The organism is Micromonospora vinacea, assembly GCF_015751785.1.
In the GTDB taxonomy this organism is placed as follows: domain Bacteria; phylum Actinomycetota; class Actinomycetes; order Mycobacteriales; family Micromonosporaceae; genus Micromonospora; species Micromonospora vinacea.
On the sequence record NZ_JADOTY010000001.1, the window covers coordinates 3,554,880 to 3,569,884 of the forward strand.

The 15,005-nt window shown below is 71.7% G+C and carries 13 protein-coding genes; 8 read left to right on the forward strand and 5 right to left on the reverse strand.

Translation table 11 applies throughout. The annotated features are described in order from the left end of the window. Positions 1-48 precede the first annotated feature (48 nt). Genes IW249_RS16945 through IW249_RS16960 form a run of 4 tightly spaced genes read right to left on the reverse strand, consistent with a single transcriptional unit; the run spans position 49 to position 3,465 of the window. The gene (locus IW249_RS16945; protein ID WP_196921646.1) at positions 49-1,032 is read right to left on the reverse strand and encodes an amino acid ABC transporter permease; all 984 of its coding nucleotides are present in this window, start codon (positions 1,030-1,032) and stop codon (positions 49-51) included. Beyond that, a complete protein-coding gene (locus IW249_RS16950; RefSeq protein ID WP_196921647.1) occupies positions 1,029-1,736 on the reverse strand; it encodes an amino acid ABC transporter permease in 708 nt (235 codons plus the stop codon). The genes IW249_RS16945 and IW249_RS16950 overlap by 4 nt, the downstream gene beginning before the upstream one ends. Positions 1,737-1,777: 41 nt before the next feature. After that, positions 1,778-2,653, reverse strand: coding sequence for a glutamate ABC transporter substrate-binding protein (locus IW249_RS16955; RefSeq protein WP_196921648.1), 876 nt, complete (start codon positions 2,651-2,653; stop codon positions 1,778-1,780). A gap of 56 nt (positions 2,654-2,709) precedes the next feature. Then, a complete protein-coding gene (locus IW249_RS16960) occupies positions 2,710-3,465 on the reverse strand; it encodes an amino acid ABC transporter ATP-binding protein (protein WP_088946762.1) in 756 nt (251 codons plus the stop codon). Positions 3,466-3,661: 196 nt separating this feature from the next. Here IW249_RS16960 and selD point away from each other — a divergent pair, with 196 nt between their 5' ends. Both selD and IW249_RS16970 read left to right on the forward strand, forming a co-directional pair. Then, positions 3,662-4,651 carry a selenide, water dikinase SelD gene (gene selD, locus IW249_RS16965; protein WP_196921649.1) on the forward strand — a complete coding sequence of 330 codons (990 nt, stop codon included), beginning with the start codon at positions 3,662-3,664 and terminating at the stop codon, positions 4,649-4,651. 230 nt (positions 4,652-4,881) lie between these two features. Further along, the gene (locus tag IW249_RS16970) at positions 4,882-5,361 is read left to right on the forward strand and encodes a hypothetical protein (RefSeq protein WP_196921650.1); all 480 of its coding nucleotides are present in this window, start codon (positions 4,882-4,884) and stop codon (positions 5,359-5,361) included. A gap of 48 nt (positions 5,362-5,409) precedes the next feature. On the opposite strand, the gene IW249_RS16975 is transcribed toward IW249_RS16970, so the two are convergent. Continuing rightward, entirely contained in the window at positions 5,410-5,658 is a 249-nt protein-coding gene (locus tag IW249_RS16975; RefSeq protein ID WP_196921651.1) for a DUF2277 family protein, read from the reverse strand. A gap of 163 nt (positions 5,659-5,821) precedes the next feature. Between IW249_RS16975 and IW249_RS16980 the strand changes: the two genes are divergently transcribed. From IW249_RS16980 to fxsT, 6 genes are all read left to right on the forward strand, one after another. Then, positions 5,822-6,010 (forward strand): hypothetical protein, encoded by a 189-nt coding sequence (locus tag IW249_RS16980; protein WP_196921652.1) that lies wholly within the window; start codon positions 5,822-5,824, stop codon positions 6,008-6,010. A gap of 63 nt (positions 6,011-6,073) precedes the next feature. Then, positions 6,074-8,350, forward strand: coding sequence for an FxsB family cyclophane-forming radical SAM/SPASM peptide maturase (locus IW249_RS16985; protein ID WP_307788610.1), 2,277 nt, complete (start codon positions 6,074-6,076; stop codon positions 8,348-8,350). Next, positions 8,334-9,158: an AAC(3) family N-acetyltransferase gene (locus tag IW249_RS16990; RefSeq protein ID WP_307788611.1), complete on the forward strand. Its 825-nt coding sequence runs from the start codon at positions 8,334-8,336 to the stop codon at positions 9,156-9,158. Before IW249_RS16985 ends, IW249_RS16990 begins: the two co-directional genes overlap by 17 nt. Positions 9,159-9,210: 52 nt before the next feature. Next, complete coding sequence (locus IW249_RS16995; protein WP_196921654.1) at positions 9,211-9,870, forward strand: TIR-like protein FxsC; 660 nt, start codon at positions 9,211-9,213, stop codon at positions 9,868-9,870. Beyond that, positions 9,867-11,138, forward strand: a complete 1,272-nt coding sequence (locus IW249_RS17000; RefSeq protein ID WP_196921655.1) for a TIR-like protein FxsC — start codon at positions 9,867-9,869, stop codon at positions 11,136-11,138. Before IW249_RS16995 ends, IW249_RS17000 begins: the two co-directional genes overlap by 4 nt. After that, entirely contained in the window at positions 11,135-15,004 is a 3,870-nt protein-coding gene (fxsT, locus tag IW249_RS17005) for an FxSxx-COOH system tetratricopeptide repeat protein (protein WP_196921656.1), read from the forward strand. Before IW249_RS17000 ends, fxsT begins: the two co-directional genes overlap by 4 nt. The last annotated feature ends 1 nt before the right edge of the window (position 15,005 follow it).

Below are 15,005 nucleotides of genomic sequence, written 5' to 3' on the forward strand. Positions count from 1 at the left end.
CGAATTGCTCGGGGCGGCCTTCGGGCCTTCTGGTCGGTGTGGCGTGGCTCAGGCGCCGCCTCCGCCGCCCCCGCCTCCGCCCTCGGCCTGGGAGATCAGGGCCGCGGGCGGCGGGTTCTGCGCCGGGGTGTTGGCGGTCTTGCGGCCCCGGGCGAGCCGCCGTTGGACGTACTGGGCGAGCTTGGACAGCGAGTAGTTCACCACGATGAAGAGCACGGCGATCACGACGTAGACCTGGATCGGGTTGCCCAGCACGCCGATGATCTGCTTGCCGATGTTCAGGGTCTCCTCGTAGCTGATGATGAACCCCAGCGAGGTGTCCTTGAGCACCACGACCAGTTGGCTGATCAGGGCCGGCAGCATGATCCGGAAGGACTGCGGCAGCAGGATCATCCGGGTGGTCTGGGACGGGGAGAGCCCGATGGCGGCGGCGGCCTCCGCCTGGCCGCCCGGCAGCCCCTCCATGCCGGAGCGGAGGATCTCGCCGATCACCACCGAGTTGTAGATGGTGAGGCCGATGACCAGATACCAGAGGTTGTCGAAGTAGAGGCCGAACTCGGGGAAGCCGCGGGCCACGAAGAAGATGGTGATCACGACGGGCAGGCCGCGGAACACCTCGACGCAGACCCGGGTGATCGCCGACAGCAGCGTGCTCAGCCCACGCAGCAGGTAGGCCACCGGCGTTGCCACACCGGTGAACCGGAGCCGGGTCAGGCTCTTGAGCTGGATCCGCAGGAGGGCGAGCAGTGTGCCCAGCACCAGTGAGGAGACGATGGCCAGCGCTGCCGCGATCAGGGTGTTCTTGAAGCCGAGGCCGATCCGGTCCCACACCTGGGAGAAGTTCTCGTTGGAGGGGTCGAGCAGCGGCCCCCACAGCTCCATCGAGAGCTGGCCCTTCTCGTCCAAGGGCTGGTAGATCAGGAAGTAGGCCCCGACGAGCAGGACGACTCCGGCGACGATGCTGCTGATCAGGGTGATCCGCCGTTGCCGCGGCCCGGGGACGTCGTAGAGGACGCTGGTCTGCTGACTCATCGGGCCACCGCCTGTCGCTTCTCGATCCGGTCCAGCAGGGCGCCGAGCGGCACGGTCATGATCAGGTAGCCGATCGAGATGCCGATGGCGACCGGGATGAAGGCGTAGCCCTCGGCTCCGGTGAGCTGGTCGGCCGTGGCCGACAGGTCACCGACGACACCGAAGAAGCCGGCCAGCGCCGAATTCTTGATCATCGCGATGATCACCGAGCCGAGCGGGACGATCGAGGCCTTCCAGGACTGTGGCAGCACCACGTGGCGCAGGTTCTGCCCGAAGGTCAGGCCCAGTGACCGCGCCGCCTCCGCCTGGCCGGCGGGCACCGCGTTGACCCCGGACCGCAGCGCCTCGCAGACGAACGCCGCTGTGTAGAGCACCAGGGCGATCAACGCGAACCGGAAGTACGGCAGGTCGGTGCCGAGCCGCGTGAACAGCGAGTCGAGCACCGGGATGCGGAGGAAGTCCGCGTTGGAGCCGAGCGCCGGTAGGCCGAACGCGGCGAAGAACATCACCACTGTCAGCGGCATGTTGCGGAAGACGTTCACGTAGCCGGTGCCGAGCGCGCGGAGCGGGGGCACCGGTGAGATGCGCAGCACCGCCACGATGGCGCCCAGGACGAGGGCACCGATCGCGGCGAGGATGCAGATCTGGAGGGTGAGCCAGAAACCACCCGCAAAGACGTCGAACTTGTCGATGAGCACGTTCACGGGTCGGTGTTCCTCCCCACCCTCCAGATCGAAGGATCAGATCAGTAGCGGTTGATGGTGGGCGCCGAGCCCAGTTCCGCGCCGAACTTGCCGGCGGTGCCGTCCCAGGCCTTCTTCCAGCTGCCGTCGGCGACCGCCTTGTCCAGCGTGTCGTTGATGAAGCTGCGGAAGTCCGCGTCCTCCTTCTTCACCCCGATGCCGTACGGCTCCTTGGTGAAGTTGCTGCCGGCCAGCTTGAACGACGCCTCGTCCTTGGCGATGTAGCCGAGGAGGATCACGTTGTCAGTGGTGACGGCGTTGACCTGGCCACCCTTGAGGGCGTCCCGGCACTTGTCGTAGGTGTCGAAGAGCACCAGCTGGGTGCCGACGTCCTTGACGTACTGCTTGATCGTCTCGGCCGGGGTGGAGCCGGTCACGGAGCAGACCTTCTTGGTGCCGTCCTTGAACGAGTCAGGGCCGGTGATGGTGGTGTCGTCCTTCTTGACCAGGATGTTCTGGCCGGCCTCGTAGTACGGGCCTGCGAAGGCGATCCGCTCCTTGCGCTTGTCGTTGATCGTGTAGGTGGCGGCGACCAGGTCGACAGTGCCGTTGACGATCACGTCCTCGCGGACCTTCGAGGGGGCCTCGACCCACTCGATCTTGTCCTCGGGGATGCCGAGCTCCTTGACGATGATCTTGGCGATCTCGACGTCGAAGCCCTCCGGCTTGCCGGAGAGGCCCTTCAGGCCGAAGCCGGGCTGGTCGAACTTGGTGCCGACCTTGATCTTCTGGGCCTTGTTCAGCTTCTCCATGGTGGTGCCGGCGGTGAAGGACTTGCTGCCAGCACCGGTGTCCCCGCCGTCGTCGCCACCACAGGCGGTGAGGCCGAGCGCCAGAGCGGCGACCGCGGCGACTGCCGCAACGCGCTTGATACGCATACTCTTCTCCTTCTTCAACGGAGCCCACCGAGTACGGCGCGCTCCACTACGGACGCCTAGTGCGTGAGGATCTTGGAGAGGAAGTCTCGGGCCCGCTCGCTGCGCGGGTTCGCGAAGAACTCCGCCGGTGGGGCGTCCTCGACCAGTTGCCCGTCGGCCATGAAGATGACCCGGTTCGCCGCGTGCCGGGCGAAGCCCATCTCGTGGGTCACCACGACCATCGTCATGCCGTCACTGGCCAGCGAGGTCATCACGTCGAGCACCTCGCCGACCATCTCCGGGTCCAGGGCGCTGGTCGGCTCGTCGAAGAGCATCGCCTTGGGCTGCATGGCCAGCGCCCGGGCGATGGCCGCCCGCTGCTGCTGGCCGCCGGAGAGCTGGGCCGGGAACTTGTCCGCCTGGTTGGCGATGCCGACCCGGTCCAGCAGGGCCAGGCCGCGCTCGCGGGCGGCGGTCGGCTTCTCCTTGCGGACCTTGATCGGGCCGAGGGTGACGTTCTCCAGGATGGTCTTGTGCGCGAAGAGGTTGAACGACTGGAAGACCATGCCCACCTCGCTGCGCAGCTTCGCGAGGGGCTTACCCTCGGCCGGCAGAGGCTGACCGTCGAAGGTGATGGTGCCCGAGTTGATCGGTTCCAGTCGGTTGATCGTGCGGCACAGCGTCGACTTGCCGGAGCCGGACGGGCCGATCACCACGACCACCTCGCCCCGACCCACCGACAGTGAGACGTCGTCCAGCACGTGCAGCGGCCCGAACCACTTGTTGACCGCGTCCAGCACGATGAGCGGTTCGCCCGTCGTCACGTCGTCCACCGTCCCCTGTCGTCTCCCGGATACGGGGTCGGTTGACCCCCGGTGCGGCCACTGTAGGCGGCCTGATGTGGCAGAACGCAACCCGGCGGGTCACGGAGCGGTAACACCGGTCACGATCGTTCTCGGGCGTCCGATTTCGGTCACCGGATGGGTGGTCGCGGTGGCGATCGTGGCGCCTTGTCGAGATCATGGGGGGATGACCGAACCCGTACGGTTGACCAAGTACGCCCGCGGCGGTGGCTGCGCCTGCAAGATCCCGCCGGGCGAGCTGGAGATCATGGTGGCCGGTCTCGGTCCGGCGACCGGCACCGCCGAGTTGCTGGTCGGGTTGGACCACGGCGACGACGCGGCGGTGGTGCGCCTCGACGAGCGCACCGGTCTGGTCAGCACCGCCGACTTCTTCACGCCGGTGGTCGACGACGCGTACGACTGGGGTCGGATCGCCGCGGCCAACGCGCTCTCCGACGTGTACGCGATGGGCGGCACCCCGCTGGTGGCGCTCAACCTGCTCTGCTGGCCGCGCGACGTGCTCCCGCTCGAGTTGGCCCGTGAGGTGCTGCGCGGCGGTCAGGACGTGGCGCGGGAGGCCGGCTGTCACCTGGCCGGCGGGCACAGCGTGGACGACGACGGCCCGAAGTACGGTCTCGCGGTCACCGGCACGGTCCGGCCGGAGGAGCTGATCACCCTCGACGCCGGGCGGGCCGGGGTGCCGTTGTCGCTGACCAAGCCGCTCGGGGTCGGCGTGCTGAACACCCGGCACAAGGCGACCGGTGAGAGCTTCCCGGAGGCGGTGGCCACGATGAGCGCGCTCAACCGGGACGCCGCCCGCGCGGCGGTCGCCGCCGGCATCCGGTGCGGCACCGACGTGACCGGGTTCGGGCTGCTCGGGCACGCCTCGAAGCTGGCGCGGGCCAGCCAGGTCACTGTGGCCATCGACACCGCCCGGGTGCCCTACCTGGCCGGCGCGCGCGAGGCGCTGCGCGACGGGTTCGTCAGCGGCGGTAGCCGGCGCAATCTGGACTGGGTGACCCCGTGGACCGACTTCGGCGTGGCGGACGAGGCGGAGCGGCTGCTGCTGGCCGACGCGCAGACCTCCGGTGGCCTGCTGGTCGCCGGCGAGGTGCCGGGCGCTCCGGTGGTGGGCGAGCTGCTGCCCCGGGGGGAGCACCGGGTCGTCCTGCGCTGACGGGGGGCGGTGGACCTGCGGGAGGACACGCGGTGGCGGTGGTGCGGAGGGCGCACCATACCCGATAAACTGTCACCTTCCCGCTACTCCGAGCAATGCTGCTCAGGGAAATTTTGCCCGGAATGGTCACAGACCGGTAACTTGCCCCCGGCTGGGGTCAAATGCCCCCCACCATCGTGTGTAAGGCCCGATCCGGAGGCCGGTGGGGACGAACGCAGCGAGGAGGCGGAATGACCGAGCTGTGGAACTGGAGAATCGACGGGGCTCAACCCGTGGAGGTCTACCCGGCGCTGGCCGAGGCGCTTGGTCGGGTGGTCATGCCGTTGGCGGCGGCCGACCCGGCGCGGCTGCCGGCGTACGCGGTGGTGTGTGACGTCTGGGAGGCGCCGGGCGAATTCGCGACGGTGGTGGACTGCTACGGGGTGCCCGAGCAGCTCTCCGAGCACGCGTGCATCGCCGCACTGGCCCGATTGCTGGGCCGCAACTGCCTGTTGCGCGACGACACGCTCGACGCGGGCCGGCACCTGCTCGTCGCCCCGGACGGCACTGTCCGTCCGGTGCACTTCGACGTGCGGGACACCGACGACGGTGAGGTGCTCAGCAGGCTGCGGCTCTGCTCGCTGGGCGACCCGGGTTGTCGGGGCTGGTCGCAGTGCCACCGCTCACGCTGGGCGCCGGACACCGTCGCCCCAGCGCTCGCCGCGGCCTGACCCTCTTCAGGGTCAGGCCCGGCCGGGTGCCGAGCCGGTGAGCGGCGGTCAGCTGGCGGCGGTGGCCGACCGGTCCGGGGTGCCCGATCCGGCACCCCGCACCACCAGTTGGTCGAGCAGGGTGCGCGTCGCCTCGGCCACGGCGGCCACCGCGGCGTCGAACGCGGCGGCGTTGTGCGCGGCGGGCGCCCGGAAACCAGAAATCTTCCGGACGTACTGCAACGCCGCCGCCTCGACGTCCGCGTCGGTCACCTGCGGGGTGAACGGTTCCCGCAGCGTCTTGATGCTCCGGCACATGTCAGCTCCTCCTCGGTCCAACGCGGTCTACCACTCGCCGTGCCGGCTATGGTACCGACGGTGACACTGGGTCGATATTTGTCTATCCTGGTCACGGACCAGAGCCGTTCGAGCCACAGCCGCCGCTCGCGCTCCCAGCGCCCCGGGCCCCCGGAGACTCATTGTGGACCATGCCCCCGCCCGCACATCCCGTCCCGACCTAGACAATCTCACCCGTAGCCTGCACACCCCGCTGGACCGGATCCCCGTCGAGCACGCCGATCTGATCGAGGCGGTGCGCAGGCGCGTCGTCACGAACGACTCCGTGCCGTCCGGCACCGTGGCCGTCGCCGCCTTCAACTCGTCCATCTGAGCGATGGCCTGCCGGTGCGGTGCACCCGGAGTGGGCGGATCCTGCCGGCGGATCAGTCAGTTCGTGCTGAAGGTGCACAGCCGGTGTGACCTCAGCTGCGACCACTGCTACGTCTACCAGCACGCCGACCAGACCTGGCGTGGCCGCCCGGCGCGGATGCCGCCGGCCACGGTCCAGGCCGCCGCACGGCGGATCGCCGAACACGCCCGCGAGCACGGCCTGCCGGTCGTGCACGTGGTGCTGCACGGGGGTGAGCCGCTGCTGCTGGGCGCCGCCGGGTTGCGGGAGGTGCTGGCCGAGCTGCGCACGACGATCACCCCCTGGGCGCGGCTCGACCTGCGCATGCAGACCAACGGCGTACTGCTCGACGAGGAGCTGTGCCGGCTCTTCGTCGAGTACGACGTGCGGGTCGGGGTCTCCTTCGACGGCGACCGCGCCGCCAACGACCGCCACCGGGTCTTCGCCCACGGCGGCAGCAGCCACGACCAGGTCCGGCGGGCGCTGGCTCTGCTCCGGCGACCGGAGCACCGCTCCAGCTACGCCGGCATCCTCTGCACCATCGACGTCCGCAACGACCCGGACCGGGTGTACGAGGCACTGCTGGCCGAGAGCCCGCCCCGCGTCGACCTGCTGCTGCCCCACGCCACCTGGGACCACCCCCCGCAGCGCCCCGGCGCGGACCCCACCCCGTACGCGGACTGGCTGGGGCGGATCCACCGGCGGTGGGTGGACGACGGGCGGCCGATGTCGATCCGGATGTTCGAGGCGCTGCGCCCGGGCGGCGGTGGTACCGAGGCGTTCGGCCTCGCGCCGGCCGACGTGCTGGTCATCGAGGCGGACGGCAGTTGGGAGCAGGTCGACTCGCTGAAGACCGCGTACCACGGTGCGGCCGGCACCGGGTTCGACGTGTTCGACCACCCGGTGGACGAGGTCGCGCGGCACCCCGGGGTCGCCGTCCGGCAGGACGGCGTGGACGGGCTCTGCGCGACCTGCCGGTCCTGCCCGGTGGTCGACCGGTGCGGCGGTGGCCTGTACGCCCACCGCTGGCGCACCGGGTCGGGCTTCGACAACCCCTCGGTGTACTGCGCCGACCTGCTCCGCCTGATCGACACAGTGGACGCCCACCCGCCGCCCACACCGCCCGCGTCGGGCGAATGGTCCGCCACCTCGCCGGTCGACGAGTTGCTGGACGACCTGGCGACCGGGCACGGGTCGACGTCGACGCTCGCGCTGCTCGCCGCCACCCAGCTCTCCATCACCCGGGCGCTGCTGGCGGCCTGCCGGGACCGGTCCGGCACCAGCGCCGCCTGGGAGCTTCTCGTCCACCTCGACCAGGCGGCGCCGGAGGCGGTTCGGGCGGTCCTGGCGCACCCGTTCGTCCGGCCCGCGCTGGTGCACCGCCTCGACCCGTCGGCCCCGCCCGGTCTCGGCGCGGCGGTCGACCCACTGCCGGCCCTCGCCATCGCGGCGGCGCTGCGGGCCGGCGTCCCGGCCGCGATGCCCGTCCCGGTGCGGGCCGACACGATCACGTTGCCCACGCTCGGCAGCCTGGTGCTGCCCGGCCTGGGGGAGAGCGCCGAGGTGACCGTCCGGCCCGGCGAGGTCCAGATCCGGGGCGGGTCGGTCGCGCAGACGGTGCTCCTCGATCCGCTGGCGTCGCCGTCGACCGGCTGGCTTCCGACCCGCGACGTGCCGGTGCCCGGTGGCCGGTTGCTCCTGGAGGACGGCGACCCGTACCGCGACTGCTACGGCCAGCCGGTGGAATCCCGTCTGGAGGTGCCGGCGGCGCGGGCGTTGGGCCGTACCCTGGCGGAGGCCTGGCAGGTCGTGCACCGGGACGTGCCGGCGCACGCGGCCGCGCTCGACGGCGGTCTGCGTGCCGTCGTCCCGTTGGCGCCCGACCCGGCGCGACCCCTGCGGAGCGCGACCGCCCGGCACGCGTTCGGCGCGGTCGCCGTCACCCCGCATCCCGACCCGGAGGCGATGGCGGTGCTGCTCGTGCACGAGTGGCAGCACGCGAAGCTGGGTGCGGTGCTCGACCTGTACGACCTGGTCGAACCCGGGCAGGAAGGCCGGATCCGGGTGCCCTGGCGCCCCGACCCGCGGCCACCGGAGGGCGTGCTCCAGGGGGTGTACGCCCACCTCGCCGTCACCCAGGTCTGGCAGTCCCGGGCGGCCACCGACCAGCGGGACGCGTCGGCGCACGCGGCCCACTTCCTGGCCTGGACCCGGGACGGCGTCGACGCGCTGCTGGCCAGCCGGTCGCTCACCGCGGCGGGTGAGCGGTTCGTCGGCCAGCTGCGCCACGCCCTGGAGGAGACCCGTGTCGGGTCCAGATGAGCACGCACTGCCCAGACTGGGCCGCCCCCGCCTCGCCGACGACCTGCGGGCGCTGGGCGTACGCCCGGGGGTGTGCCTGCTGGTGCACTGTGGCCTCCGTCGGGTCGGCCCGCTGGAGCACGGCCCGGCGACCCTCGCCGGCGCGCTGCGCGACGTCCTCGGCCCGGCCGGCACGCTGCTGGTGCCCACCCAGACCGATGGCAACTCGACCACCTCCCGAGCCCACCTGGCAGCCACCGCCGGCATGGACCAGGCGCAGCGCGAACGGTACGAGGCGGCGCTGCCCGGCTGGGACCGCCGGACCACCCCCTCCCAGCGGATGGGTGCGCTCGCCGAGTACGTCCGGTGCACTCCCGGTGCCGTGCGCAGTGACCATCCACAGACTTCCTTCGCCGCGCTGGGCCCTCGGGCCCGGCAGCTCACCGACGGCCATGACCTCACCTGCCACCTGGGGGAACGCTCACCGGTTGGCGGCCTCTACGCGGCGGACGGTCAGATCCTGCTGCTCGGCCTCGGCTACGAGGCGTGCAGCGCCCTGCACCTGGCCGAGTACCGGCTGCCGGTGCCGTTGCCCGAGCGCGAATACCACTGCTTCCGGCTCGTCGACGGGCGGCGGGTCCGCCTCGACTTCCGGGCGCTCGACCTGGACGACAGGGACTTCCCGATGGTCGGGGCCGCGCTCGACGAGACGCCGTTGGTGCGCCGCGGTCGGGTGGGGCGGGCCACCGCCCGGCTGCTGCCGGCGCGGGCCGCTGTCGACTTCGCGACTGGTTGGTTCGCCACGAACCGGTTGGCGGCGCGGCGTTGACGCGGGGACTACGCTGATGTTCCGGCCGCGTGGGGAGGGCGGAGGGGCAGCGGTGAGCACAGTGGACGCACCCTCCAGAGCACGCGCCCCGCTCTTCTTCATCAGCTATTCGCGGGCACCGGTCGGCCGGGCCACCGGCAAACCCGCCGAGTACGTCTCCCGTTTCTTCGAGGACCTCTCCGTCCACGTCAGCGAGCTGGTCGGCCCGGTGACCGGAGTGGACGCCGGCTTCCTGGACACCTCCATCGCCGGCGGCGAACGCTGGAGCCCGGAGCTTCTCCAGGCCGCCGGCACCTGCCAGGTCTTCGTTCCGCTGGTGTCCAGCGCGCTGCTCGGCAGCGAGTGGTGTGGCCGGGAGTGGGACGCGTTCTCCCGCCGACGGATCACCCCGCGACACAGCTCCGCCTCGGTCCACGAGACGGCGATCGTGCCGGTGACCTGGTCGCCGACGAACGGCACCGTTCTGCCCCGGGTGCTCCGCGACATCCAGCGCTTCACCCCGACCGCGATGCCGGATCCCGACATCGCGGTGCACTACCAGCGGGACGGGGTCTACGGCTTGCTGACCATGCAGTGGGAGAACGCGTACCGGGCGGTGGTCTGGCGGCTCGCGCAGCGGATCGTGGCCATCCACCGGTCGTACCTTGTCGAACCCTGGGTGCCGGCGAGCGTGGACGAGCTGTGCAACCGGTTCGCCGAGGAGTCGACGTGAGCCCGCCGGCGGACCGGCGCCGAACCGGGGCGCGCGGAACGTACTTCTTCCTGAGCTACGCCCACTCGGCGCCGCCCCCGGGTGCCCGGGCCGACGCCGACGTCTGGGTCGGCCAGTTCTTCGCCGACCTGACCGACGAGGTGCGGCGGCAGGCGCGCCCGGTCGCCGGAATGCGGATCGGCTTCTTCGACCAGCACATCCCGTTGGGCGCCGACTGGAAGGCGGCCCTCGCCGAGGCGCTCGGTGACGCCGAGGTCTTCGTCCCGCTCTACTCACCCGGCTACTTCAGCCGCCCCTGGGCGTTGGGAGAGCAGGAGTCCTTCCGGGCCCGGCTGGCCGCCGCCGGGTCGGCCCGGCTCACCGCCGGCCACCTCACCCCGGTGCTGTGGATCCCGTTCCCCCCGTGGGAGGCCCACCCGGAGCTGGACGGCGCCCTGGACCTGGGCAGGGACGTCCCGGAGTACGCCGCCGACGGCCTGCGCGCATTCTGCATGCTGGCCTCCTACCGAGCCCAGTACGAGCTGCTGCTGAGCCGCCTGGCGAGCCGGATCGTGCACACCGCCGAGCGGCGACCGATGGGCCCGTCCCGGGCGCCCGGCCTGGACGAGGTGGTCCGTCCCGCGCCGACCGACCCGGACTTCGTCGTCGCCGTCCTGGCCCCGACCCGGGACCGGCTGCCGGCCGATCGCGACCCCGCCGGCTACGCCGCCAGCGGCCGGCTCTGGCGGCCGTACGGGCGTAGCCAGCAACTGCCCGCCGCCGAGTACGCGGTCAGCACCGCCGAGCGGCTCGGGCTGTCGGCCCGTACCGAGGACTTCGCGCAGGCATCCGCGCTGCTCGACCGGCGGCCGGCCGTGTTGCTGGTCGACCCGTGGATCGCGGCGGCGCCGGACGCGGCCGGGGTCCTCGCCCGCCTGCTGCACGGCCTGCGGGAGTGGGTCGTTCCGCTGGTGGTCACCGACGACGACGACAGCCAGGACGCCACCCGCTGGGCCACCGAGGTCACCCAGCTGTTGCAGGACGCCGGTCTGCCCCAGGTGAAGCGCGCGTGCAGCATGCCGGAGTTCGTCGACCTGATGCCGGCGCTGGTCACCGAGGCTCGCCGGCAGTTCCTCAAGTACGGCCCGGTCGTGCCCTTCGAACCACCGCCGGAGCCGGTGCCGAGCCTGCGTGACGGCCTGCCCGCCGCCGGTTCGACTGTTTCCACCGACCCCGCGTCCCCGCCTGATGATCCGGCCCCACCGCGTCCCCACGGAGAAAACCGATGAACAACGATCGCGAAGGCCAGGTCGTCACCTTCTACTCGTTCAAGGGTGGAACGGGCCGGACGATGGCGCTGGCAAACGTGGCCTGGATCCTGGCGGCCAGCGGCCGGCGGGTGCTCGTCGCCGACTGGGACCTCGAGTCACCCGGTCTGCACCGCTTCTTCCACCCGTTCCTCGACGCCGAGGCGATCCAGGGCACCAGCGGCGTGATCGACATGATCCGCGACTACGAGTGGGAGACCACCCGGGTCGACGACCGACCGGACCGCTGGATGGAGCAGTACGCCCGGGTCGGGCGGCACGCGTTCTCCCTGCGCTGGAACTTCCCCGACGGCGGCGGCCTCGACTTCCTCTCCGCCGGCCGGCAGAACAGCGACTACGCCGTCTCGGTGAGTGGGCTGGACTGGGACAACTTCTACAACCGGCTGGGCGGGGCGCAGTTCTTCGAGGCGCTGCGGGCGGACATGAAGCGCCAGTACGACTTCACCCTGATCGACAGCCGGACGGGCTTGAGCGACGTCGCCGACATCTGCACCCTGCACCTGCCGGACACCCTTGTCGACTGCTTCACCCTCAGCGACCAGGGCATCGACGGCGCGGCCCGGGTGGCGCACTCGGTACGGGACCGGTACCGGCGACGTGACATCCGGGTCCTGCCGGTGCCGATGCGCGTCGACCAGGCCGAGAAGGAGCGGGCCGAGGCGGGTCGCCTGCTGGCCATGCGCCGGTTCGCCGGGTTGCCCGCCGGCATGACCGAGGCGGAACGGCGGCGGTACTGGGCCGCTGTGGAGGTCCCCTACCGGCCGTTCTACGCGTACGAGGAGACCCTCGCGACGTTCGGCGACCCGCCGGGCTCACCGACGTCGCTGCTGGCCGCGTTCGAGACGTTGACCGGGATCCTCACCGACGGCGCGGTGACCGCGCTGCCACTGATGGACGAGTCCGTGCGGGAGCGGGGCAAGGCTCGCTTCCGCCGACGCACCGAGGCGATCGACGACCAGATCGTGCTCCGGTACGCGCCGGAGGACGCCATCTGGGCCGAGTGGCTGGAACGGGTGCTCAGCTCGGCCGGGCTGCGGGTGGTGGAGCCCACTGCCGCCGTGGGGTCGGCCGGTACGCCGGCCCCGCGCACGCTGACGGTGGTCTCGCCGGCCTACGTGGCGACGCCGTCCGGTGGCCTGCCCGACCGGGACACCAGCACCGGCTCCACGGCCCTGGCCGTGTACGTCGCCGACCTGCGGCCGCTGGCGGAGTTCCCGTCCCAGAGTTCCACCAACCTGGTCAACGTGAGCGCCACGACCGCCGTGGAGCGGGTGTTGCGGCTGGTCGGCCGGCCGGTGCCGTCGTCGGCGGACGGGCCGGCGGGCGGGGCCACCCGTTACCCCGGCACCGAGCCACTGATCTTCAACGCCCCCAACCGGAACGCCCGGTTCACCGGCCGGGAGGACGACCTGGCCCGGCTGCGCGCGCAGTTGCAGAGCGGGGGCAGCGCTGTGGTGCTGCCGGTCGCCCTGCAGGGCATGGGCGGCGTCGGTAAGACGCAGGTGGCCTTGGAATACGTGCACCGGTTCAAGGCCGCGTACGACGTGGTCTGGTGGATCGTGGCGGACCCGCCGCAGTTCGTCGACACCGCCCTCGCCGACCTCGCCGGTCGCCTCGGCATCCTCGTCGGTCCCACCCTGCCCGACACGGTCCGGTCGGTGCTGCAGGTGCTCGGCCGTGGTGAGCCGTACGAGCGGTGGTTGGTCGTGCTCGACAACGCCGAGGAACTCGACCAGATCGAGCCCTTCCTGCCGCAGGGCCCCGGGCACGTCCTGTTGACCTCCCGCAACCGCGCGTGGGGTGACCGGGCCAACCCGATCCAGGTGGACGTCTTCGACCGCACCGAGAGCGTGGCGCACCTCGCCCAGCGGGTGCCCACGATCAGCCCGGAGGAGGCCGACCGTGTTGCCGAGGCGCTCGGCGACCTGCCGATCGCGGTGGCCGCGGCGGGTGCCTGGCTCGCCGACACCGGCACGTCGGTCGCCGACTACCTGCGGCAGATCGAACGGCACGGCCCCAGCGCCCTCTCCGTGGAGGCGACCTGGGACCTGTCGCTGAACCGGCTGCTCGAGCGGGCGCCCGCCGCGTACCGGCTGTTGCAGCTCTGCTCGGTGCTGGCCCCGGAGATCGCCCTCGAACTCATCTACAGCGACGAGATGGCGGCGGCCCTCGTGCCGTTCGACCCGTCGGTGTCGGAGCGGCTCGTGCGCGGCGCCCTGGTCCAGCAGATCAACCGCCTGGCACTGCTCAAGCTCGACGTCCAGGGCGGTCGGGTCCAGGTGCACCGGCTGTTGCAGGCGGTGGTCCGCGACCGGATGACCGACGACGAGATCACCGCCGCCCGACACCAGGTGCACCTGGTGCTGGCAGCCTCCCGACCCCGTGGCGACGTGGACGACCCGACCACCTGGGCCCGGCTGCGCATGCTCTGGCCGCACCTGGAGGTCTCCGAGGCGTTGACCTGCCCGGACGAGTCGGTGTGTCAGCTGCTCATCGACCGGGTCCGTTATCTGTGGCAGCGCGGCGGTCTGGACCAGGCCGACGTGTTCAGCCAGGAGGTGGACGACACCTGGAGCGCGCGGCTCGGCGACACGCGCGAGGAGACCGAGGCGTCGCCGCTGGGCCGCCAGTTGTTGCACCTGCGGTTCAACCGGGCGAACATCCTGCGCAGCCTGGGCCGGTTCGACGAGGCGCGGGACCTGGACGAGGCGGTGCTCGCCGAGCAACGCCGGCTGCTGGGCCCGCTGCACCCGCACAGTCTGATGACCGCCGGCAGCCTCGGCGGTGACCTGCGGGCGCTCGGCCGCTACGCCGAGGCCCTGGAACGGGACCGGTCCACCTACGCCTCCTGGCTCCAGGTGTTCGGCGAGGACCACCCCCGGACGTTGAGCGCCGCCAACAACCTCGCCGTCTCGTACCGGCTGGTCGGCGACTACCGGTCGGCCCGACGATGGGACGACGAGGTGCACCAGCGGCGGCGGCTGGTGCTCGGCCCCACACACCCGTACACCCTCGTCTCGGCGGTGCGGCTCGGCAGCGACCTGCGGGAAGCCGGCGAGTACGAGCGGTCCGCCGCCCTGCTGCGCACTGTGTACGAGACGTACTGCGAGGTGCTCGGGCCGGACGACGGCCAGAGTCTCGCCGCTCAGGTCAACCTGGCGGTGTCGCTGCGCAGCTCCGGTCGGGGCAGCGAGGCCGCGCCGTTGTTCGAGACCGCCTACCGTGAGCTCGACGAACGCTTCGGTCCGGACAACCCGGACACGGTGGCGTGCCGGTCGAGTCGCGCGGCGAACCTGTTGGCCGTCGGTGACGCGGCTCGGGCGCTGACCGAGATGACAGCTGTGCGCCTGGCGTTCGAGGAGCAGCTCCGGCTCGGCCCGGAGCACCCGCACACACTGGCGACGGTGAGCAACATCTCGGCGGCGGAGCGCGCATTGGGGCGCAGGTCGGACGCGCTCGCCTCGGCGGCCCGGGCGGTCGGGGAGTTGCGCAAGGTGCTCGGCCCGGACCACCCGCACACCCTCGCCGCGGAGGTCAACCAGGCGGTGTGCCTCGCCGAGGAGGGCGACCGGGAGTCGGCGCGGGACCGGCTGCGGGAGACCGCCGGCCGGCTGGCCGCGGTGATCGGCGCGGACCACCCCGACACGCTGCGCTGCCTCGGCGATCTCGCCCTGGTGTCGAGGCGGGCCGGCGACGGCGCGGCCAGCGAGGACGTGGGCGACGTGGCGGACCGGCTGGCCGAGGTGATCGGTCTGGAACATCCCACGGTGCAGACCCTGCGCGAACGGCGGTTCGTGGTCCGGGTGATCGACCCACACACGATCTGAC